We start from the raw sequence: 21,098 nt of genomic DNA on the forward strand, positions 1-21,098 counted from the left end.
CCGATCTCGGAGGGCGACGGCGACTATGAAGGCGGCCATGCTTGCGGTCGTGTTGGCGCTGGCGGCGTTATGGAATCCTGCCGCGGTGCAGGCCGTGACGCCGTATGGCAATTTCGAGATGCAGATTCAGGGCCGCTATGACTTTCACACCTGGATCTGGGCTGTGTCACGTTGTCGCCCAGAAGATCCCGCCGACTGCCTTCAGATCCAGGGCATTCCCCAGCCCAACGCCAGGGCGTTTCCGTACAAAGCCGACGCGAACCTGGCCGACGGGCGTTACGTCCTCACCATCGACATGCCAGAGGGCTTGCGGTGTGGGAATGTCTACTACGGACCTGTGATCCCCACCCGCGATGTCTACACGTGGGATCCGGTCACTCTGATCGGCGAGATGAACTCGTCCTTCGCCGCTGGTTGCGACGGGGCGCCGGGCGGGACCTTCACCTACCCATTTCGACTGGTAAGGCTGTAGACCGGCAGAAGCGTGACCGGTGCGCCGTGGCCCCGCCCGCTCGGGAAGGTGGCCACGGCGCCGGTGTCGTCTCAGTGTGTGGCAGTGGGCAGTGGCCCACTGGGCAGCGCGCCGGCCGCGTCATGGGCAGCGAGGTACCCGTAGACCAGACCCTGGGCGATGGTGGCGCCCGCGCCCGGATAGGTGGCTCCGAAGGCGTTGGCCGCGGTGTTGCCGATCGCGTACAGACCGCTGATCGGCGTACCGTCCTCACGAAGCACCCGGGCGCGGTCGTCGGCGCGCAAGCCACCGCAGGTGCCGAGATCGCTGAGCACCATCTTGACGGCGAAGAAGGGCCCGTGTTCTAGGGCCCGTAGGTTGGGATTCGGGGTGACAGTCAGATCGCCGTAGTACCGGTCGTAGGCGCTGCGTCCGCGTTCGAAGTCGGAATCCTGGCCGGCCTTCGACATCTCGTTGAAACGCCCTGCAGTGGCGGTGAATTGGGCCTCCGGAACCCCGATCTCGTGAGCCAGTTGGGAGAAACTGTCAGCTCGGTGGGCTATGCCGGCGTCATACCAGTACTGCGGAATCGGCATGCGCGGAAACAACTCCGCCGCAAAGACGTAGCTGTTGCGATACTGCTGGTCGAAGATGATCCACATGGACTCCACCGGGTCGCCTGCGCGTTCACGCTGCAGAATCCGTTGACCGAATGACATGTAGTCCGTGGACTCGTTGACGAACCGGCGACCGGTCTGGTCGACGATGAAGCAGCCTGGCAACGAGCGTTCCGCCAGCATCACCTTGGGCGCGCCATCGGGCAGGGCCGCCACGGCAGGGAACCACCACGACTGATCCATCGATTCAATTGCGGCACCGACGTCCTGGCCCAACCTGATGGCGTCTCCGGTGTTGGTCTCGGCACCCAGACTGGCATGGTCGGACAGAGACTCCGATTGGAACTTCCGTCGCATGTCCATGTGGTGGTCGAAGCCGCCCGCCGCCAACACGACACCGTGGCGTGCGGTGATCGTCACGGACCTGCCGCCCTGGTCGACGACAGCTCCGGTGACACCGCCGTCGTTGTCGGTGACCAACTGTCGCAGCGTGGTGTCGAGCCAGATGGGGGTGCCGGCTTTCAGGACCCCTGCGAACAGTCCCGCCGCCAGTGCCTGCCCACCGGCGGCGTAGTGCCGGCCCATCAAGAGACCGCCAACCCCTTGCGCCAAACGCTTGGCCACCAACGGCAGCCCCTTGCGAGGGACCTTGGCCATCAGGTTCAGCCACCGATAGTCCGCGCCGGTGGTCGGCATCGGAACCTTGACTTCCATGACGCCCGGACGAAGCTTGGCGCGGTACTCACCCAGCACCGCGGTATCCAAAGGCCGGCACTCGCAGGTCCGCCCGGCCGCCGACCCGCCCGGTGCCTCCGGGTGGTAATCCGAATAGTCCTTGGCCCAGAACAGGCGCATCGGGGTGGTGCGGCGAAGCAGGTCTACGGTCGCGTCGACGTGGGCAAGGAATGCGGCGGAACGCTGCGGTGAGGCCGTTCCGTCGACAACCGAGTCGAGGTAGGTCTGGGCCCGCTCGGCGGTGTCCCCGGCGCCGGCGTCGTCGAGCACCTGGCTGTGCGGCAGCCAGAGGGCGCCACCGGAGCGCGCGGTGGAGCCTCCGACGAAGCCGGACTTCTCCACGATCAGCACGGACAGGCCGAGATCCGCGGCCGCCAGTGCCGCGGCCAGACCGCTTCCGGAGCCCACCACCAGGAGATCGACGGTGGTGTCTGCGACGGGTGCTCCGGCGGGAATGGTGCTAGTAGGCGTAAAGGTCACAGCGTGACGCTAGGTGGGTGCAACCACGCTGGGCACGCCATGTCCTGATGAGCGGAACATGCCGTGTCGGGCACCTGCTGACGGCGGTAGAACACAACGATGACTCAACAGCCCGATGTCGATGTTCGGCTGATCGAAGCGGAGGCGGCGCCGACCCGCTTTGCGCGTGGTTGGCACTGCCTGGGACTCATCCGAGATTTCGGCGATGGCCGCCCGCATTCCATCAACGCTTTCGGTCAGAAGCTGGTGGTGTTCCAGGGCGAGGACGGCAAGCTCAACGTCTTGGACGGCTATTGCAGGCACATGGGCGGCGACCTCAGCCAGGGCCAGGTGAAGGGTAACGAGGTCGCTTGTCCGTTCCACGATTGGCGCTGGGGCGGTGACGGCCGCTGCAAGCAGGTGCCCTACAGCAAGCGGGCACCGCGACTGGCCCGCACCGCGACGTGGCCGACACTGGTGCAGGACGGCATGCTCTTCGTGTGGAACGACCCGGAACGCAAGCCGCCGCCCGAGGACGTGACCATCCCCCGCATCGAAGGTGCCACCAGCGATGAGTGGACCGAGTGGCATTGGTACAGCACCGTGGTCAACACGAATTGCCGCGAAGTCATCGACAACGTCGTGGACATGGCGCACTTCTTCTACATCCACGGCTCGCTGCCGACGCACTTCAAGAACATCTTCGAAGGCCACGTGGCGATCCAGTACATGAACAGCGCCGGTCGCGGGGACCTGCAACCCCTGGAAGGCCCGAAAATGCTGGGCACCACCTCGGTGGCCGGTTATTACGGACCCTCTTTCATGATCGATGACCTGACCTACCACTACGAGAACATCGATCACCGCACTGTCCTGATCAACTGCCATTACCCGATCGACGAGAATTCCTTCGTCCTGCAGTACGGCATCATCGTCAAGAAGTCCGCGGAACTGACCGACGAACTTGCCATGCAGACCGCGATCGGACTCGGTGACTTCGTGAAGATGGGCTTCGAACAGGACGTCGAGATCTGGAAGAACAAGGCGCGCATCGACAATCCGCTCCTGGTCGAAGAAGACGGGCCTGTCTACCAGCTGCGGCGGTGGTATGAGCAGTTCTATGTGGATGTGGCCGACGTGACCCCCGACATGGTGGACCGCTTCGAGTTCGAGATTGACACCACCCGTCCGCGTGAAGCGTGGATGAAGGTGGTGGAAGCCAACATCGCGGCACAGGCGGCTGCAGCGGGCGCGGGTTGATGAGTATCCGCCCGGACAATAGATTGGCCACGGCGCCCATGGTTCCGGTGGCATGCCGGAACTGTGGTGCGCAGGTGTTGGCGCGCAAGAGCAGCTGGGAGCAGACCACCGTCCAGTGGAGTGCCGCGGCTACCCGCAGTTGCCCGCAGTGGCAGGAGGCGGCTGCCATGCCGGCCGCTGCGGGGCGGGCGGTGTTCCTGTCGTGTTCGGAGTTGACGGCCTCGATCCTCGATGCGGTGGAGGCCGGCGCGGTGCCGATCGTCGACGAAATGGCAGTCAGCGACTGAGCTTTGCTAGGAAGTTGTTGGGACAGAGAAGCACGAGCGAGCGGGTTTGTACGTCAGACACCGGAGTGTCGTGTACAAACCCGCTCGCTCGCGCTACAGGGTGTGCCTGTCAGGCGTGGGCGCCGCCGTCGATGCGGATCTCGGTACCGGTGATGAAGGCGCCGTCATCGGAAGCGGCCATGGCGATCACCGACGCCACCTTGGACGGCTCACCGAGCACGCCGCCGTCACCCTGGGGCAGAATTGGCGTCTGCTTGGCCCACAGCCCCAGGTCGTAACCTTCGGGCATCTTGTCCAGCGTGCTCAACGCCAACGCGGTCGACACGCCACCAGGTTGGATGTTCACCGCACGCAGACCTTGCTTGGCGTATTCCAGTGCCAGGCAATGGGTGAACGCGAGGATGCCGCCCTTGCTGGCCGCATACGCCGACATGTACGGGTGTGCGAAGGACGCCGACGTGGAGGTGAAGTTGACCACCACCCCGCGACCCGACTCGAGCAGAGCGGCCAGTGCGGCTCGCACCATCAGAAACGTGCCGGTGAGGTTCACCGCGAGCGTCGCATTCCAGTCCGCCAGCGTGTGCTGGTGAGTGTGCGCGCAACGCTGGATGGCCGCGGCGTTGACCAGCACCTCCAGCCCGCGGAGTTCGCTGATCGACTGCGCCACAGCAGCATTCACCGCGTCTTCATCGGAGACGTCCAAGACGGCAGTGGTGAGCCGCTTCGCGGTCCCCGCTGCCTCGGCCGCCGCATACGTGCCGGCGAGTCCCTCGGCGGAGACGTCATAGGCGACGACAGTGCCGCCCTCGTCGAGCAGGCGCGCCACGGTGGCCTGCCCGATTCCTGAACCGGCGCCGGTGACCAGCACCCGCCGGTCGCTGAAACGCTCCATGGCTCAGGCCATCTGGAAGGCAGACAACGGCGCTTCCTCCGGATAGATGGCGGGGCCGCCGAGGTCGTAAGCGGCGTTCAGGGTACGGATGAACTCCGCGTCGTGCAGCGGGTTGTCGGGCATCTTGAGGTCCAGGCCCTGGCGGTTGAGATCCTTGACCATGGTGTCGATGGCCCGCTCGATGGTGAGGTCGTCGGAGTGGTCCATGTTCTTCTTGAGCTCGTCGAAATCCGAGAACACCTCGGCAGACCAGTGCACCAGGAAGCGCAGTTCGTCGGTGTGGTGCCGTGCCACCACGTCCTCGCCGTTCTTGAGCAGCCAGTGATCGCGGCTGGCCGGATCGCCGGTGAACACGGTGTCGAAGGCGAGCCCCTTGGGGGTCTGCTGGTCGACCGGACCATTGGCCTCGCCGCGGTGCACCATCATCTCGTTCTGCACGACGACGCCGCGGTTGTTCACCGGGGGCAGCAGCCGCCGCGGTTCCTTGAGCGGGCCGTCCGGCCAGTAGGTGAAGCCGCTGCTCTCGTCGAGCGAGAACCAGGTGATCACCTGCGCCATCTTGATCAGGTATTCCTGGAAGAGACCGGATTTGCCCATCACGCTGCACAGCCAGGTCGGCGCGTTCTCGTGGCGCACGCCGCGGAAGCTGGGGGAGTCCAGGTGGCCCGGGTCGCGGTTGGCGCAGGGTCCGTTGATGTTGAACAACATCAGTTCGGGCTTGGCGTACTTGGCATTCCAGTAGCTCTTGGCGTGATCGAGGAACGTCTCGTTGTAGAACACGTCGTGCAGCTCGGGGTAGAGCACCGCGCCGTAGTTGGCCAGGTAGCCGCGGAACGTGGGGGTGAGGAACAGATCGAGCGACGGCTCGAATCCTTCGGGAAACGCTCCGCTCATGGTGGCCATCAATTCGTCGGCCGAGGCGAAGTGCTGAGCGATGATCAGCTTCCACGGGCCTTCGTTGCGGACCACGTCCAGCAGCCGCTGACGCTGGTCGTCGGTGTAGACGGTGTCGATCTCCCTCGGCGGGGATGCCGGCCGCAGGACGTTGGACAGCTCCAAACGCCGATCTTCAGTGAGCATCGGGTCTCCTCTTGTTGCTTCGACGCCATGCGGCGTTGTGAGTGAATTCTGGGGGATGTGAACGTTGTCGGAAATGTCACCTGTCCAGTCATCGGGAGACCGGATAGGGCTCAGAACCGTAGCGGCGTGGCGAATTTCGCTCGCAGCAGCGCCCCGGTTTCGGCGATGGCCAGCCGGCCGCGCGCAGTCGAGCCGGAGAACATCAGGAAGCCGTGGTAGGCACCCGGATACCTGGTCACCGTTGTCTGAACGCCCGCATCGCGCAGCCGTTCGGCGTAGCGCTCACCCCAGTCGCGGATGGGATCACAGGCCCCGGTGACCACGACGGCCTGCGGCAGCCCGGTCAGGTCGGCGGCCAGCGCTGGAACCCGGTACTGGTCCGGCGGCGTTGTCACGCCTTGATCAGCCAGTTCGTGCATGTAGTCGATGTCGGCCCGGGTGAGCATCGGCGCATCAGGCATGGTGACGATCGAACGGCAGGTCATGTCCCGGTCCAGGCCCGGATACAGCAGCACCTGGCAGAACAGGCGTGGGCCGCCGCGGTCTCGGGCGGCCAACGCCACCGCAGCGGCCAGCGAACCGCCGGCGCTGTCACCGACGACGGTCAACCGGTGGGGATCCACCCGCAGCGAGGCAGCGTTGGCGGCCACCCACACGGTGGCGGCGTACGCGTCGTCGAACTGAGCGGGCGGCGGCGCCTCTGGCGCCAACCGGTATTCCACTGACACCACTGTGGCACCGCTGACCGCTGCCAGCGTGCGAGCCAGTCCTTCGAAGGAGCGGTTGCTACCGAGCACCAGCCCGCCGCCGTGGAAATACACCAGAACCGGAGCAGAATCGGCCGACGGCCGATAGATGCGCACCGGGATGCCGTCGGCCGAGCGATCCTCGATCTCCACCATATCCGGGGAATCCACTGGGAGAGAGGTTGATTCGAGGTCCTGACGCAGCGCGGCCAGACCACGCTCCCGCATCGGCGGGATGACACCGAAGGATGCCACCCTGGCGGCGGCGTCGGGATCCAGATCGGGAACGACCATCTCAGTGTTTCGCCGGGTCGAAGCGCGGCTTGGTCCGCAGCACGGGTGCTCGCTGTTCGGAGAGCACCGCGGCGCGTTCAGCCATGGCCGAGCTCACGTACTCCGGCTGTGTCAGCAGGTAGAACCGGCCCTCGGCTGCCTGCTCGAAAACCACCTCGGCGGCTTCCACCGGATCCATGGCGCCGGCCTTGATGTCGAACATCGCCTCCCGTTGCGATTCGGCCGCATCCACATCGCCGTCGCTGACCCCGCCGGCAGACTCGAAGATGTTGGACTTGACCGCGCCGGGGAGGACGGCCTGCACGTGTATGTAGTCATGTCCGGCTAGCTGGGTTTCCAACTCCAGACATTCGGTGAGCGCCAGCACCGCGTGCTTGCTCATGATGTAGGGCGCCTGCAGCGGAACCACCGCCACACCCCCGATCGACGACAGGTTCCACACCCAGGCTGGGGTGCCGGCCTCGATCATCTTCGGTACGAAGGCTCGAATGCCGTGGTACACACCGGAGATGTTGATGTCGACGACACGCTGCCAGTTCGCCACGGGCGTGTCCCAGAGGTAGCCGAATTGCTCGATGCCGGCGTTGTTGACCAAGAGACGCACCGGGCCGATCTCCCGGAAGCACCGGTCCGCCAGTACCTCCACGGCGTCAAAATCGCGCACGTCGCACACGATGTCGAAAGCCGTGCCGCCGCCGGCGCGTAGTTCGTCACGCAGTCCGGCAATGGCGTCGCCGTCGACGTCGGTCAGGACGACGGTCATCCCCAACGCTGCAGCATGCCGGGCCAGACCGGCGCCGATCCCGGCGCCCGCCCCGGTGATGACGGCAACCCCACCCGAGAAGGTCTCGCGGGCTCCCACCCGTCAGGCGCCTGCGGTCGCGGCGTCACGCTCGGCAAGGTTCACCGAATTGGTGGTGTCGAGGATGACCTCCATATCGGTGAATTCCAGTCCGTCGGCGCCACGGCGCACCCCGACCTCGGCGATACCGCTGGAGACCGCGAACGGAACAAAGTTGGCGATCTGGTTGACGAAAATGTAGAAGCGGGCCCGGGTCACATCGCCTTGGATACCGATGCGGTGCAGGTTGGTGGCGTGGTGGCGCAGCGGGTAGGGGCTCTGCTGCCGATGGTCGCTCAGCCACTCCATGATCGTGTCCCTGCCTCGGAGTTCCGGCGACATCAAGTCCTCGAACGGGCTTGCACCGGAGTCGCTGCGGCTGTAGTACCGGGCGTCCTCGGCGTACGCCGCTGCCATGCGGTCGTAGTTCGCTTCGTCGTAGTCGAACCAGAAGCCGGCGATGAACTCTTGCAGATCGGACAGCGCGATGTCGTTGCTCATGCTTTCAGTCAAGCCGCGAAGTGGTCTGGGTAACAGGGCTGTTGCCCGGTCAGCGGAACGTCGGTCAACGTGCGACCAGGTCCCACAACCCGCCGCCGCCCACCTGCAGCGCCGTGGCCATCACCTGTTCATCCCAATGACGCACCGAACCGAACTCCGATCGCCACGCCAACGCGGCGCGGGTGAACTCGTGCAGACGGTGCTCGCGAGTGGTGCCGAGGGCGCCCAACGCCTGATGGGTGTTACGGACCACCACCGATGCGGCGTGCCCGGTGCACGAGCGTGCGACGGCCACCCGGAAGCCGAGATCGTCGGCCGACCAGTCGCTCCTGACGGCGGCGGTGAGGGCGGCTTCGGTGGCGGCCCGGGCCAGGGCCGCTTCCGCGGCGCTGTCGGCCACCAGATTCTGCACGGCCTGGAATTTGGCCAGTGGACGGCCGAACTGCACACGTGAACCGGTGTGTTCGACGGCCAGTGCCACCGCGGCGTCCAGGGCAGCGCACACCTGGATGGAGCGCACCAGCGCGGCCTTGAGCTCCAGTTGCGTCGCGACACGCTCCGACGCCGGCACCGACGGCAGGCTGCCGAGGAGATCCTCTGTGGCCGTGATGGAGTCGCGTGGCTCGCCGATCTGGTTGACACCTGCCGTGATCTGCAGAGCCCCGCGATCCACGTCGGCGGCCCGGATCTGCCCGCCGGCCTGCCACAGCAGCACCACCCGGTCGGACGAAGACGCCCAGGGCACCGCGTGTGCCACCCGGCTCGCGTCGAGCATGGCGACGGTGCGTATGGCGCCGTCTGCAGTGAATCCGAGCTCCTCTAACAGCCATCCCGCCAGTAAGTCGTGTTCCGCCAGAGGAATTCGCACTCCATGGCGGGCGGCTGCGGCGAGCAGTTCGGCCGCCTCGAGCCATCCGGCACCGCTGCCGCCGGTCTCCTCAGCGCCGGTGAGCCGGGCCAGGCCCAGTCCGTCGAGACGCTGCCACAGTTCGTCGTCACGCCGTAGTGCACCGGCGGGTGGGTGGCCTTCCCGGCACTCGGCGAAAACGGCGTCCATCATCTGCGCCAGATCCGGATCGATGGCCAGCGCACCGGCCTCAGTCGTCGTCACCGCATCCCCAATCCGCGCGCGATCACACCGCGCAGCACTTCGTTGGTGCCACCACGCATCGTGAAACCGGGGCGCTGGTCTGCGGCGTGTGCCACCAGATCCCGGAATCCCCTGTCGTGCGGCAGGTCGTCACCGACGTGCAGGTCGACGAAGTCGACGATGTCACCTTCGGTGGTGGTGCCGAGGACCTTCACCACGGCGGCCGGCACATCGGCGGGCTCATGTCGCTCCAAAGCACCTGCCACCGCAGTGGACATGTGGTGCAGACCCGCGATCCGGGCCACCAGCCGACCCAGATCGATGTCGCGGTCGATCTGCTGGTCGGCCATCGCATCGGTGGTCGCCGACAACACCGCGAAGGTGGACAGCCAACGTTCGGGGCCGCTGCGCTCGAAGCTCAACTCCGATGTCACCTGCTGCCAGCCCTCGCCGATCTCACCGACCACCATGCCGTCCGGCACGAACGCCTGATCAAGGATCACCTCGTTGAAGTGGTGCCCGCCGTTCATCGAGATGATCGGGCGCACCTCGATGTTCGCGCCGCGCAGGTCGACGATGAACTGGCTGAGCCCCGCATGCCGGTGTGCCGGGTCCACCGGAGCGGTACGTGCCAACGCGATGAACGCGTGTGCGCGGTGCGCACCGGACGTCCAGACCTTGGTGCCCGACAGCGTCCAGCCGCCGTCGACCCGAGTGGCCTTCGTGCGCACACTGGCCAGGTCGGACCCAGAGTCCGGCTCGCTCATGCCGATCCCGAAAAAGCATTCGCCGCGGGTGATCCGGGGCAGGAACGTCGCTTTCTGCGTCTCGGTGCCGTACTTCAGCAGCGACGGCACGATCTGCCGGTCGGCGATCCAATGGGCGGCCACTGGCGCGCCCGCCGCCAGCAGTTCCTCGGTGACCACAAACCGCTCCAGGTGCGATCGGCCGTGGCCGCCGTATTCGGTGGGCACGGTCATCCCCAACCAGCCATGCTCGGCCAGCGCTCTGGTGAAGGCCTCATCCCAGCCGGTCAGCCAGGCATCGGCAGACGGGGTGAAATCGCCGGTGGCCAGTTGGCGGGCCAGGAATTCGCGGACCTCGGCCCGCAGTTCCTCGTGTGCGGTGTCGCCGGCGGCCGGCGGTACCAGGCGGGGGAGAGGCATCAACTGGTTCTCCATTTCGCGATGCGCTGCTCGTGTTCGTGGTCGCGGTGCGCCAGCGGTTGCATGGCCGCCGCCATACCCAGCGTGGATTCCAATGAGCCGGTGCGGGATTCCTGCAGCAGCCGTTTGGCCATGCGAAGAGCGTGCGGCGGGTTCTTGGTGATCCGTTCGGCGAGTTCCATTGCGGCGGTCAGCAACTCCTCGTGCGGCACCACCCGGCTCACCATGCCCCAGGCCAGGGCGGTGGCGGAGTCCACCCGATCGCCGGTCAACGTCATCTCCGCGGCCCGTTCGTACCCCACAGCGCGCGGCAGGAACCAGGTGCCACCGTCGCCCGGGATGAGCCCGAGCTGGACGAAGCTCTCGGCGAACGAGGCCTTTTCGGAGGCCACCCGAATATCGCACATCATCGCGAGATCACAACCGGCACCGATGGCCGGACCGTTCACCGCCGCGATGAGGGGAACCTCCAGGCGGCTCAACGCGCGTGGAACCCGTTGGATGCCATCGATGTAGGCGCGTCGCTGGTCAAGAGCATCCAGGCCGAACATCCCCCGCCGGTCGGCCATGTCCTTGACATTGCCGCCGGCGGAGAAGATCTTGCCGGCGCCGGTGAGGATGACGGCGCGAATGGTGCTGTCACCGTTGGCGTTGACGACGGCGGCCTCCAAGCCGGTGATGAATCCCGGCTCGGTGATCGCGTTCCCCACGTCGGCCAGGTTGATGGTCCAAATCTGGGTTGACCCGCTGCTGCTGATCTCCAGGGCGGTGCTCATGAGTCCGTCTTCGGCAGTTGCAGGGATTTGGTCTGCAGGTACTCATCGAAGCCGGCCCGGCCGAGTTCACGGCCCACCCCGGACTTCTTGTAGCCGCCGAATGGAGCCACCGGGTTGTACATGCCGCCGTTGATGTCCAGCTGACCGGTCTGCACGGCGCGGGCGAATGCCGTGGCGCTCTCGACGTCGGGTCCCCAGACCGCCCCTGACAGTCCGTAAGGCGTGCAGTTGGCGATGCGGAGTGCGTCGGCGTCATCCCGGGTCGGGATCACCGCCAGCACCGGACCGAACACTTCCTCCTGGCCCAGCTCGGATTCGGGATCGACGTCGGCGAACACCGTCGGCGCCACGTAGTAGCCGACGTCGCGGATCTTGTCAGCGCCGCCGGTGAGCAGGCAGGCACCGTCCTGCTCGGCACGCTCGATGAAGCCGCGCACGGTCTCCCATTGCGATTTCGAGGCCGACGGGCCGATGCGGGTGGCGGGGTCCTGGGGATCACCCACGGTGTAGCGGGACACCGCCGCGGTGATGAGCTCCAGGGCCTCGTCGTAGCGGGACTGCGGCACCAGCATGCGGGTCCAGGCCATGCAGGTCTGCCCACCGTTGAGGAACGCGTTGCCCACCCCCACCTTCACGGCGGTGGACAGGTCACCGCCCTCGAGAATGACGTTGGCCGACTTGCCGCCCAGTTCCAAGGCCACCTTCTTGATGGAGCGGGCAGCCAGCTCACCGACCCGTTGCCCCACGCCGGTGGACCCGGTGAACGAGACGAAGTCGACATCGGGGTGCTCGGCCAGGCGTTCACCGATCACCCGGCCGCTGCCCGAGACCAGGTTGACGGCGCCGGGCGGCAACCCGGCCTCGTCGACCGCCTCGATGAACTCGAACACCGACAGCGGGGCCTCGTTGCTGGGCTTGAGCACCACGGGACAGCCCGCGGCAATGGCGGGCAGAACCTTGGCCACGACCTGATACAGCGGGTAGTTCCACGGTGTGATGGCACCCACCACGCCATAGGGCTCGCGGACCACCAGCGAATTGCCCACCCGCTCTTCGAATTCGAAGGTATCCAGCACGTCGGCGAAACCGCGAGCCACCGCCAGCGGAACCTGGGTCTGCACACTCTGGGCGATGCGCACCGGTGCACCCATCTCGCGGGTGATGGTCTCGGCGATGTCCGGCAGCCGCTTCTCCATGGCAGCGATCACCCGCGCCAATCGATCCTTGCGCTCTGCGACGCTGATCAGCGGATCGAATGCCCGCCGGGCGGCGGCGACGGCGGCGTCGACGTCATCGGCGGAGCCGTTGGGCACGACACCGATGACTTCTTCGGTGGCCGGGTCGACCACGTCGATGGAACCGGCCCCCGAGGGGCTGACCCAGCCGCCGTCGATGAACAGGGAGGTGCGGTGGTAGTCGTGCATGAGGTCCTTTCGACTCACGGGACGATGCTGGCGCGGACATCGCGGCGGCCGTCGGCGGCGGCGAAGGCCTCATTGATGTCCTCGAGCGGATATTGCGCTGCCGCAAGTCGATCCAACGCCAGGTTGTCCTGATGCTGCTCCAGGAAGGTCAGGGCGCGCGACAGTACGACGGGGTCGTAGAGCGAGACCCCGACCATGGTCTTGTTGCCGAAGACGAACCGCGAAGGATCGAACTCGAAGGTCTTGCCGATGTTGATGTTGCCGATCTCGACGTAGCGGCCGAACTGGCCCAGCATCTTGAGGCCCTCGTCGATGGCCGACGGGTGGCCCACCACCTCCACCACCACGTCGGCACCGTGGCCCCCGGTTGCTCTGCGGATGACTTTTACCCGGTCCTTGACGCTGGCGACCTCGTTGAGGTCGATCGCCACGTCGGCGCCGAACGCGGTGGCGAGCTCGAGCCGGTCGGGCACACCGTCGATGGCGATCACTTGGGCTGCGCCACGCGCCTTCGCGACGGCAATCGCGTACAGACCGAGCGCCCCTGCTCCCTGCACGACAACCGTTTCGCCGAGCTGCAGGTCGACCCGTTCCAAGCCGTACATCACCTGGGAGAGTGCACAGTTGGCGCCGGAGGCGATGTCGTCGGAAACGGCGTCGGGAACGGTGTAGACCACCGCTCCCGCCGGAAGCAGGTAGTAGTCGCCGTAGCCGCCGACGTAGTAAGGCGGTTCGTCGGCGCGGCCGAGCATGGCCATCGAGAGATTCAGGCACGCGCCGCGTCTGCCGAGCAAGCAGTTGCGGCACTTGTGGCAGGAGTAGAAGTACGGAAAGACGACGCGAGTACCACTGGTGAGCGGCTGGCCGTTGGAGTCTGTGGCTACACCGTCGCCCATTGCCTCCACCGCGCCGACCATCTCGTGACCGAGCACTGTGGGCAGCTGACCGCCGAGTCCGCCGGTGGCGAAGGTGCCGTGCCAGGCATGCAGGTCCGAACCGCAGATGTTGGTGCGGCTCACCTTGATCAAGATCTCGCCGGGTCTCACCTCGGGCAGGCTGACGGTGTGGAGCCGAAACGGTGTGCCAGGCGCGTCGAAGCGCGCGATCCGGCCGTTGAACACGACAGAAGGTCCTTTCGGAGCTGGAGTTACAGCGATGTGGCGTTGACGTCGAAGCGTTCGCGCAGTGCGCGTTTGAGTAGTTTTCCGCTGGGGTTCTTGGGCAGTGAGTCGACGAAGAACACGTGCTTGGGAGTCTTGAAACCGGCCAGGTGCCGGCGGCAGTGCGCGATGACGTCCTCCTCGCTGAGGTCCTGCCCCTCGCGTGGCACCACGGCAGCCACCACCGCTTCTACCCACAACGGGTGGGGCAGCCCGAAGACCGCCACTTCCTGGATGCCGTTGTGCCTGTAGAGGACCTCTTCGACCTCACGGCTGGCGACGTTCTCGCCGCCGGTTTTGATCATGTCCTTCTTGCGGTCCACGACGTGCAGCAGGCCGTGTTGGTCGTAGTAGCCGAGATCACCGGAGTGGAACCAGCCGCCGCGGAACGCCTCCGCGGTCTTGGCCGGGTCATCGAGGTATCCGAGCATGAGGTGTGGGCTGCGGTGGGCAATCTCTCCGACCGTGCCCGCGGGTACCGGCTGGTCATCCTCGCCCAGGATGGTCGTCTCGACGTTGACGACGGGGCGGCCTGCGGATCCGGCGTGGGCATCCTGTTCCGCGGGGCCCAGAGCCGAGGCCAGCGGCGCCATTTCGGTCTGGCCGTAGAAATTCCACAACTGCAGGTGGGGCAACCGCTCGCGGATCTCGGCAAGGATCTCGGTGGGCATCGCCGAAGCGCCGTAGTAACCCTTGCGCAGACTGGACAAGTCCACCTTGTCGAACAGGGGACTGCGCAACAGGCTGATCCACACCGTCGGCGGGGCGAAGTAGTTGGTCACCCGATATCGCTCGATGGTGCGCAACACCATGTCGGGGTCCGGACGGGGCAAGATGATGCTGGTGGCACCGAGGTACAGATCGGTGGCCAGGAAGTTGTCCAGCTGCGCACAGTGGTACAAGGGCAACGAGTGTATTTCGATGTCCTCGGAGCTCATCGAGCCGGCGACGATGGTACTGACGTACTGCCACATCAGGCTGCGGCTGCCGTGCATCACCGCTTTGGGTCGGGACTCGGTGCCACTGGTGTACATCAGGCGTAGCAGTTGGTCGTCGTCGATGTGCGGGCGCGGTGCCACGGTGTCGGTATCGAGCCAGTGGTCGAAATCGTCCCACTCGGCGGGTATCACATCGCCGGGGGTACGCAAGGCCACCGTGGTGGTCACCGAGCCGCCCGCACGCATGGCCTGCTCGGCGACGGGGATGAGTTGGTCCTCCACCACGAATCCGCTGACTTTGCTGTGCCCGAGCAGGTAGGAGATCTCCTCGGCGGTCAGCATGAAGTTGACGGGCACCAGCACCACCGCCGCGCGCGCGGTCGCGAAGGCCAGCACGGCGTACTGCCAGCAGTTGTGAGACAACAGCGCAATACGGTCACCTGGCCCAAAACCTTTGTCGTGCAGAGCTGCTGCGGCACGCTCCACGAGCCGGTCGAACTCCGCGAAGGTCAGCGTCGTGTCACCGTCGATGATCGCGACCTTGTCCGGGTACGTGCGGGCTGAGCGTCTCGGGATGTCACCGATCACATGGCTGCGGGCGCGGGCGATCACCGCGTCCGCGTCGTCGAGATCGGAGAGCATGCTGTGCATGGACGAAGCGTATGGCGCTGCGAGGCCAAAACCTCTCTGATGTCCCGCTCAGTAGGCAGCACAATGCCGCTCGGTGTATCGGGCTCTGATACTCGATGACGTGACGACTGAAGCCAATGTCGGGACGGCGCTTGATCGTTCGACGAACAGCCCCGACGTGCCCGCAAACCTCGACGAGCTGAGGGGGCACTTGCGGGACGCCGACGCAGGCGTCCTCCTCGCCGTGCTGGCCCAGATAACCGGTGATCTGTCGGTGGTGGACCGATTCGGACCGAGGATCTCCCACGAACCCGACCCGCCGGAGTTCATCGGCGTCACCGACGCCGATACCCGCGAAGAGCTGGTGGAGGAACTGATCGCGGCGTTGCAGGCGCCGGCCCGCACCGGCGGCGTGGCCGCCGATGACCCGGAGTTGTTCGCGCGGATCGCGCCGTTGGCACTGGGCACCGAGGTCGGGCCGGAGTTCGTGCCGTTGTTGCTGGAGCAAGGCGGATTCCAGTTGTCGCAGCCGACGCTGCCGCGCACAGTCCCCATCCCCGGTGACACCACTGTGGCGATCATCGGCGCCGGGCTGGCCGGGATGGTCACCGCACTGGCCGCCGCTGACGCCGGTGTCGCCTACCAGATCTTCGACCGCAACGACGAGGTGGGTGGCACCTGGCTGACCACCACGTATCCCGGCATCGGGGTCGACACCCCGTCGGCGTATTACTCGTTGTCGCGGGAGGTGAAGCCGGACTGGTCCAATTATTATCCGCAGGGCGCGGAGTACCAGGACTACCTGCTGGCGCTGGCAGACAAGTACGGACTGCGCAAGCACACCCGATTCGGCACCGAGGTCGAGGCGCTGTGGTGGGATGAGAAGCGCGAACAGTGGCAGATCCACGCCACTGACCGGGATGGGCAGCGTTCGGTCAGCCACGCCTCGGTCGTGGTGACTGCCGCCGGGTACCTGAACCGACCGCGGTGGCCCGACTTCCCCGGCCGGGAGACCTTCGCCGGCGTCAGCGTGCATTCGGCCCAGTGGGACAACACGCTGGACCTGACGGGCAAGCGGGTGGCCATCATCGGCGCGGGGTGCACGTCGGTGCAGATCGTCGACGCCTGCGTGAACCAGGTGGAGCAACTGACGGTGTTCCAGAGGCAGCCGCATTGGGTGGCACCGCGCAAGCGGCTCTCCGATGAGGTCCCCGAATTTCGGCGCTACCTCGGCAGAACGCTGCCGTACTTCGCCAAGTGGCACCGGGTGAAGGCTTATTGGGCCACCTCCGACAACAACTACCCGGTGATCCTGCAGGACCCGGAGTGGCAGAAGGACCATCTGTCGATCTCGCCGGCCAATGACGTGCTGCTCCAGATGTGCATGAAGTACATCAGCGAGACCTTCGGTGAGGGAACGGAACTGGCGAAGAAGGTCACGCCGGACTTCGCCCCGTACGGCAAACGGATCATCCGGGATCCCGGCGGCTACTACAAGGCGCTGACCCGCGACCACGTCGACGTCGAGGCCAGCGAACCGGCGTCGATCAACGAGGCGGGCATCGTCACCCAGGATGGGCGCCAGATCGACCTCGATGTCATCATCTACGCCACCGGTTATCACCTGGATTTCCTGTCCACGGTGGACATCCGCGGCCGCGATGGCCACACGCTGCAGAAGGAGTGGGGCGACAGCCCACGCGCCTATCGCGGCGGCACCGTGCCCGGGTTCCCCAACCTGTTCATCACGTCCGCACCCAACTACAGCCCCGGACACGGCGCCGGAGCGAACTTCTCCATGGAGGTCCTGGCGCACTACATCATGGAATGTCTGCAGTTGATGGCGTCGCAGGGTGCGTCCACCATCGAGGTCACCCAACAGGCCTACGACGACTACGTCGTCGAGATCGACGAGGCGATGGCCAAGACAGTGTGGTGCCACACCCCGAACGCGCACACCTATTACCGGTCAGACTCAGGCAGGGTGGTGGTCTCCACGCCATGGCGATTGATCGAGTTGTGGCAACAGCACCGCGCGCCGATCGAAGACCACTTCACTTTGGGCGGGAGGGTGATGACCCCGTGACGGGATTGTTGGACGGTAAGACGGCGCTGGTCACCGGGAGCAGCCGGGGCATCGGCCGGTCGATTGCCCAGCGCCTGGCTGCCGAGGGTGCCACGGTGGTGGTGACAGCGCGTTCGCATACCCCGTCACCGTCGGTACGCGCCGGTGCGGTGACGGCCATCCCCGGCACGATCGGCGAGACGGTCGAGTTGATCGAGGCAGCCGGCGGAACTGCGCATGCTGTGGCCGCCGACCTCGAGGACGATCACCAGCGCAGGCACTTGATCGAGGATGTACTCGAGCGCACCGGCCGGCTGGACATCCTGGTCAACAACGCGGGTTACGCCGACTATTCGGTGGTTGAGCAGATGTCGATGGAGACGTTCGACCGCACCGTTGAGCATTACCTGCGCACACCGTTTGTGTTGTCGCAGGAAGCTATCCCGCACATGAGAGCACAGGGCGCCGGCTGGATCGTCAACATCGGGTCAGTGACCGGGCTGGCGCCGGTGCGGCCGTTCCGCGAGTACAACAAAAGCTCAGGTGATGTGGTGTATGCGTCATTGAAGGCAGCGCTGCACCGGTTCACCCAGGGGCTGGCCGCCGAGCTGGTGGACCAGAACATCGCGGTCAATTGTGTCGGACCATCCACCGCGGTCCGTACTCCGGGCGCCGCGGCGCTGATTCCGGACACCTTCCCGACCGAACCGGTGGAGTATCTGGCCGAAACGGTGTTGGCGATGTGTCATCTGCCTGCTGCGCAGCGAACCGGCCTCGTGGCGTTCAGCCTGCACTACCCGTGGTCGCAGAAGTTGCCCGTACACACCCTTGACGGTTCCGAACTGCTTCCGCCGCTGGAGCCGCCTGCGTCGGCGAACCCGAACATCCTGCCGGCCGGGATGTAGCTAGCTGCGGTAACGGCGCGCATAGGTCAACAGCCCGCGCGCCGGTACCGTGCAGGGCCAGTCTGTCGGCCGGAAATGCGCGTCGGTGCCGCCGTCGACGAAAATGACGCTGCCGCAGAGGAAATCGGCGGCATCGGAGAGCATGAAGCACACCCATTGGGCCAGCTGCGCGGGGTCCCCGAACCCACCGACGGGGACCGGGAAACCGCGGACAGCTTTGCTCTGTCGGGGATCGGCCAGCTGTTCCTCGAGTAGCGGTGTCATCACCGCACCGGGTGCCAGCGCATTGAGTCGAATGCCGGCACCGGCCCACGCTGACGTGACAGCCGCGCGACGCAACCAGTGGGTCACCGCGATCTTGGACGCCGAATAGGTCATGGCCGCGTACGCCGGACCGAACAGCCGCGTGGTGCGCAACGCCTTGTCCACGTCGCGAGCCAGCAGCGCGCGCACCGCACGGTTTGGCGTGATCGGCGTGCATGTCGTCGAATTACTGCTGAGCACAACCACTTTGGAGCTGGCATGAGCGGCCAGGGCGGGTTGCCATTTTTCGAGCAACTCGACGACACCGAGGAAGTTGACGTTCGCGATCAGTGGTGGGCGGTCCTGGCCGCGGCCGGGGCCCACACCGGCGGCCATGACGGCCCCGTCCAGCAGGACATCGCAGCGTGCGAGTACCTCGGCGGCCGCACGCCGACGCCCTTGCGGGGTGGACAGATCAGCTACCACCTCGGCGTCGTGCAGGTCCACCCCGATCACGGTGTGGCCGGCGGCCCGCAGTTGCTGCGAAGTGTGGCCGCCCATCCCTGAAGCGGACCCGGTGACAGCATAGGTACCAATGACGAACTCCCGTCCGGGGTCAGGCCAGCACCGGGGTGGTGTTACGGCAAAAGCTGTGGCACACCCGGTCCCTGATGATCACTTCGGGACACTCTGGATCGAACCAGCGATCGACATGAGCCCAGTGGATGGGGTGCATCAGGTAGGGGCCCATGAGACCCTCGACGTCGGTGAACTCCTGCTCGAAGACATGCGTCCACGGCGAGGTGCCCACCGCCTCGTCCACGCGGCTCAACTGCCAGCAGTGGATGCTGCGCACATAGCGCGGCAGCAGGCGCAGATCTTCTTCGAACTGTTCCACCAGCGCAGCGCTGGTGCCGGGGGCCACCCGCAGCAACAGGGTGCGATAAATGCTGCCGTTACCGCCGACACCGGTCACCGGGCTGCCCTGATAGGTCGCGCCGTTGACCCGCTGCACGTCCGCCTGTGCCAGCAGCTGTCCGTCGACGCGGTGCGCGACCGCGTCCCAGTCTGCGCGATGATCGAATCGTAGGTGCAGCAGCACATCTCCGCCATTGCGGACACCGGCCAGGGTGGGTTCGACGAGCACACCGCGGGCGCCGGAACCGGCCGCCTCGGCATGCAACGTCTCGACCAGGGCGTCCCGCGCCCTTTCGTCGGCGATGTCCGCCAGCCGAATCACGTTAAATGTCACAGAGTTCCTCGACATCGGTGGCGTCGGCGGCCACGCTGCGGGTGCGCTCGAGAACCAATTCGTCCATGCTGGACCACCATTGGCCGACAGTGGGATCGGGGCGGCCTTTCCAGGTCATTTCCCACCACGCCTGGGCGCTGGGCAGCGTCCAGGTGATGGTGATGGTGTTGGGCTGATCGTCGAACCAGATGGGCGGGCTGACCAGCACGTCGCGCAGAGACATTCCACGGTCCCGAGCGCCAGGGGCGTACGACTCGAGATAGGCGTCCACGAACCGCCGGGCGCACCCGGGCCGGGTGGTCACCCGGTCGATGACAAATACCGCGCCGTCAGCCATACGTCGACAGTAGGAGTTGACGGGGCTGCACCGGTGGGTGACTCCCGGTGGTCGGGACGTCAGCGGTCGAGCAGGGCCGTGGTGTTGACGCGCTGCTGTGGCCCGGGCGGCATGTGCGAGTTCACGACTGGGCATCGTGACGGATCCGTGGATGCCACCCTCAGACTGTGTCACCCACGGTGGCGCCCCGGCTGCGGTCGGGCTCGCCCGATGTGGCTGCCGGTCCGTGTAGAGCGGTGGTGGTGTTGACGCCGGTAACGCTGCCTGGTCGCACGGCAAGAAGGTTGGCGCGAATGACATTGCCCATGGCGCGCCCAACCCGCTGACCGGGAGAGCGTTCACCACGTGACCCGTGACTGGGCTGAAAATCGTGGAGTTGGAGCGGGTGAGTGTTGTGCGAGAGGAAGCGCTGGAAGATGATTCAACACGGCGACGCGGATAGGGAACTGCAAGCCATAGGCTCGCTGAAGGCACGTTACTTCCGCTGGCTGGACACCAAGAACTGGGAAGCGTGGCGCACAGTGTTTGCCCCAGATGTCGTGGCGGTATTTGCCAATGCGGTGGGGCCGGCAGAATCGGGGGAGGCGCAGGCCGGTAGCTCGCGCTGGGAGGGTGTCGACACTCTCGTTGACTCGATCAGTGAGGTCTTGAAAGACTGTGTGACAGTTCATCATGGCCATACTCCGGAACTGGAGTTGGTCTCGCCCACGGCCGCTGTGGGTATCTGGGCCATGGCCGACATCGTAGATTTCCCTGGCGGTCAGACTCTGCACGGAGCGGGGCACTATGAGGAGACCTACGAGAAGGTCGATGGACACTGGAGGATCAAGACGATTCACCTGACGCGGACGCGGATGGAGTTGCAGAACGCTCGAAGCTAGAGTGAAGCCGCAGGTTGGGACTGCCCCGGCGACAGCTCAGTCGACAGTGACGACGTCAGACCACGGAG

21 protein-coding genes are annotated in these 21,098 nt (G+C 65.8%); 6 read left to right on the plus strand and 15 right to left on the minus strand.

Annotation, left to right across the window (positions count from 1 at the left end):
- Nucleotides 1-37 precede the first annotated feature (37 nt).
- Nucleotides 38-472, plus strand: a complete 435-nt coding sequence (locus NL241_RS11440; RefSeq protein ID WP_494397586.1) for a hypothetical protein — start codon at nt 38-40, stop codon at nt 470-472.
- Nucleotides 473-543: 71 nt separating this feature from the next.
- On the opposite strand, the gene NL241_RS11445 is transcribed toward NL241_RS11440, so the two are convergent.
- On the minus strand, nt 544-2,283 hold the full coding sequence (locus NL241_RS11445; protein WP_494397587.1) for a 3-ketosteroid-delta-1-dehydrogenase: 1,740 nt from the start codon (nt 2,281-2,283) through the stop codon (nt 544-546).
- Between the two features lie 99 nt (nt 2,284-2,382).
- Here NL241_RS11445 and NL241_RS11450 point away from each other — a divergent pair, with 99 nt between their 5' ends.
- Nucleotides 2,383-3,522, plus strand: a complete 1,140-nt coding sequence (locus NL241_RS11450; RefSeq protein ID WP_487696417.1) for a 3-ketosteroid-9-alpha-monooxygenase, oxygenase component — start codon at nt 2,383-2,385, stop codon at nt 3,520-3,522.
- A complete protein-coding gene (locus NL241_RS11455; RefSeq protein WP_494397588.1) occupies nt 3,522-3,809 on the plus strand; it encodes a ferredoxin in 288 nt (95 codons plus the stop codon). The genes NL241_RS11450 and NL241_RS11455 overlap by 1 nt, the downstream gene beginning before the upstream one ends.
- Before the next feature lie 109 nt (nt 3,810-3,918).
- On the opposite strand, the gene NL241_RS11460 is transcribed toward NL241_RS11455, so the two are convergent.
- From NL241_RS11460 to NL241_RS11510, 11 genes are all read right to left on the minus strand, one after another.
- The gene (locus NL241_RS11460) at nt 3,919-4,701 is read right to left on the minus strand and encodes an SDR family NAD(P)-dependent oxidoreductase (protein WP_494397589.1); all 783 of its coding nucleotides are present in this window, start codon (nt 4,699-4,701) and stop codon (nt 3,919-3,921) included.
- A 3-nt stretch (nt 4,702-4,704) separates the two neighbouring features.
- On the minus strand, nt 4,705-5,781 hold the full coding sequence (locus tag NL241_RS11465) for a hypothetical protein (protein ID WP_494397590.1): 1,077 nt from the start codon (nt 5,779-5,781) through the stop codon (nt 4,705-4,707).
- 110 nt (nt 5,782-5,891) lie between these two features.
- Nucleotides 5,892-6,821 (minus strand): alpha/beta hydrolase, encoded by a 930-nt coding sequence (locus tag NL241_RS11470; RefSeq protein WP_494397591.1) that lies wholly within the window; start codon nt 6,819-6,821, stop codon nt 5,892-5,894.
- 1 nt (nt 6,822) lies between these two features.
- Nucleotides 6,823-7,683 carry an SDR family NAD(P)-dependent oxidoreductase gene (locus NL241_RS11475; RefSeq protein WP_494397592.1) on the minus strand — a complete coding sequence of 287 codons (861 nt, stop codon included), beginning with the start codon at nt 7,681-7,683 and terminating at the stop codon, nt 6,823-6,825.
- A 3-nt stretch (nt 7,684-7,686) separates the two neighbouring features.
- Complete coding sequence (locus NL241_RS11480; RefSeq protein ID WP_494397593.1) at nt 7,687-8,163, minus strand: nuclear transport factor 2 family protein; 477 nt, start codon at nt 8,161-8,163, stop codon at nt 7,687-7,689.
- Nucleotides 8,164-8,227: 64 nt separating this feature from the next.
- Nucleotides 8,228-9,223, minus strand: a complete 996-nt coding sequence (locus NL241_RS11485) for an acyl-CoA dehydrogenase family protein (protein WP_494398286.1) — start codon at nt 9,221-9,223, stop codon at nt 8,228-8,230.
- A gap of 47 nt (nt 9,224-9,270) precedes the next feature.
- Nucleotides 9,271-10,419, minus strand: a complete 1,149-nt coding sequence (locus NL241_RS11490) for an acyl-CoA dehydrogenase family protein (protein ID WP_494397594.1) — start codon at nt 10,417-10,419, stop codon at nt 9,271-9,273.
- On the minus strand, nt 10,419-11,195 hold the full coding sequence (locus tag NL241_RS11495) for a crotonase/enoyl-CoA hydratase family protein (RefSeq protein ID WP_494397595.1): 777 nt from the start codon (nt 11,193-11,195) through the stop codon (nt 10,419-10,421). The genes NL241_RS11490 and NL241_RS11495 overlap by 1 nt, the downstream gene beginning before the upstream one ends.
- Nucleotides 11,192-12,619 (minus strand): aldehyde dehydrogenase family protein, encoded by a 1,428-nt coding sequence (locus NL241_RS11500; RefSeq protein WP_494398287.1) that lies wholly within the window; start codon nt 12,617-12,619, stop codon nt 11,192-11,194. Before NL241_RS11500 ends, NL241_RS11495 begins: the two co-directional genes overlap by 4 nt.
- 14 nt (nt 12,620-12,633) lie before the next feature.
- Nucleotides 12,634-13,740, minus strand: a complete 1,107-nt coding sequence (locus NL241_RS11505; protein WP_494397596.1) for a zinc-binding dehydrogenase — start codon at nt 13,738-13,740, stop codon at nt 12,634-12,636.
- A gap of 26 nt (nt 13,741-13,766) precedes the next feature.
- Nucleotides 13,767-15,368, minus strand: coding sequence for an acyl-CoA synthetase (locus tag NL241_RS11510; RefSeq protein WP_494397597.1), 1,602 nt, complete (start codon nt 15,366-15,368; stop codon nt 13,767-13,769).
- A 157-nt stretch (nt 15,369-15,525) separates the two neighbouring features.
- Between NL241_RS11510 and NL241_RS11515 the strand changes: the two genes are divergently transcribed.
- Complete coding sequence (locus NL241_RS11515) at nt 15,526-17,433, plus strand: flavin-containing monooxygenase (protein ID WP_494398288.1); 1,908 nt, start codon at nt 15,526-15,528, stop codon at nt 17,431-17,433.
- On the plus strand, nt 17,430-18,317 hold the full coding sequence (locus NL241_RS11520) for an SDR family NAD(P)-dependent oxidoreductase (RefSeq protein ID WP_494397598.1): 888 nt from the start codon (nt 17,430-17,432) through the stop codon (nt 18,315-18,317). Before NL241_RS11515 ends, NL241_RS11520 begins: the two co-directional genes overlap by 4 nt.
- On the opposite strand, the gene NL241_RS11525 is transcribed toward NL241_RS11520, so the two are convergent.
- The 3 genes from NL241_RS11525 to NL241_RS11535 are packed head-to-tail and all read right to left on the minus strand — an operon-like array spanning nt 18,318 to nt 20,149.
- Nucleotides 18,318-19,157 (minus strand): SDR family oxidoreductase, encoded by an 840-nt coding sequence (locus NL241_RS11525; RefSeq protein ID WP_494398289.1) that lies wholly within the window; start codon nt 19,155-19,157, stop codon nt 18,318-18,320. It lies immediately after the preceding gene.
- Between the two features lie 19 nt (nt 19,158-19,176).
- Complete coding sequence (locus tag NL241_RS11530; RefSeq protein ID WP_494397599.1) at nt 19,177-19,827, minus strand: Dabb family protein; 651 nt, start codon at nt 19,825-19,827, stop codon at nt 19,177-19,179.
- Nucleotides 19,802-20,149, minus strand: coding sequence for a hypothetical protein (locus NL241_RS11535; RefSeq protein WP_487696404.1), 348 nt, complete (start codon nt 20,147-20,149; stop codon nt 19,802-19,804). Before NL241_RS11535 ends, NL241_RS11530 begins: the two co-directional genes overlap by 26 nt.
- A 416-nt stretch (nt 20,150-20,565) precedes the next feature.
- Between NL241_RS11535 and NL241_RS11540 the strand changes: the two genes are divergently transcribed.
- Nucleotides 20,566-21,030 carry a nuclear transport factor 2 family protein gene (locus NL241_RS11540; protein WP_494397600.1) on the plus strand — a complete coding sequence of 155 codons (465 nt, stop codon included), beginning with the start codon at nt 20,566-20,568 and terminating at the stop codon, nt 21,028-21,030.
- Nucleotides 21,031-21,098: the final 68 nt, after the last annotated feature.

The sequence above is a fragment of the Mycolicibacterium sp. SMGY-1XX genome, assembly GCF_059132455.1.

Bases quoted from the DNA above. Each gene is read 5' to 3' on its own strand.
- NL241_RS11450 (WP_487696417.1), top strand. From the start codon at position 2,383: ATGACTCAACAGCCCGATGTCGATGTTCGGCTGATCGAAGCGGAGGCG.
- NL241_RS11500 (WP_494398287.1), bottom strand. From the start codon at position 12,619: ATGCACGACTACCACCGCACCTCCCTGTTCATCGACGGCGGCTGGGTC.
- NL241_RS11490 (WP_494397594.1), bottom strand. From the start codon at position 10,419: ATGCCTCTCCCCCGCCTGGTACCGCCGGCCGCCGGCGACACCGCACAC.
- NL241_RS11485 (WP_494398286.1), bottom strand. From the start codon at position 9,223: ATGATGGACGCCGTTTTCGCCGAGTGCCGGGAAGGCCACCCACCCGCC.
- NL241_RS11455 (WP_494397588.1), top strand. From the start codon at position 3,522: ATGAGTATCCGCCCGGACAATAGATTGGCCACGGCGCCCATGGTTCCG.
- NL241_RS11495 (WP_494397595.1), bottom strand. From the start codon at position 11,195: ATGAGCACCGCCCTGGAGATCAGCAGCAGCGGGTCAACCCAGATTTGG.
- NL241_RS11470 (WP_494397591.1), bottom strand. From the start codon at position 6,821: ATGGTCGTTCCCGATCTGGATCCCGACGCCGCCGCCAGGGTGGCATCC.
- NL241_RS11440 (WP_494397586.1), top strand. From the start codon at position 38: ATGCTTGCGGTCGTGTTGGCGCTGGCGGCGTTATGGAATCCTGCCGCG.
- NL241_RS11540 (WP_494397600.1), top strand. From the start codon at position 20,566: ATGATTCAACACGGCGACGCGGATAGGGAACTGCAAGCCATAGGCTCG.
- NL241_RS11535 (WP_487696404.1), bottom strand. From the start codon at position 20,149: ATGGCTGACGGCGCGGTATTTGTCATCGACCGGGTGACCACCCGGCCC.
- NL241_RS11460 (WP_494397589.1), bottom strand. From the start codon at position 4,701: ATGGAGCGTTTCAGCGACCGGCGGGTGCTGGTCACCGGCGCCGGTTCA.
- NL241_RS11480 (WP_494397593.1), bottom strand. From the start codon at position 8,163: ATGAGCAACGACATCGCGCTGTCCGATCTGCAAGAGTTCATCGCCGGC.
- NL241_RS11510 (WP_494397597.1), bottom strand. From the start codon at position 15,368: ATGCACAGCATGCTCTCCGATCTCGACGACGCGGACGCGGTGATCGCC.
- NL241_RS11530 (WP_494397599.1), bottom strand. From the start codon at position 19,827: ATGTCGAGGAACTCTGTGACATTTAACGTGATTCGGCTGGCGGACATC.
- NL241_RS11465 (WP_494397590.1), bottom strand. From the start codon at position 5,781: ATGCTCACTGAAGATCGGCGTTTGGAGCTGTCCAACGTCCTGCGGCCG.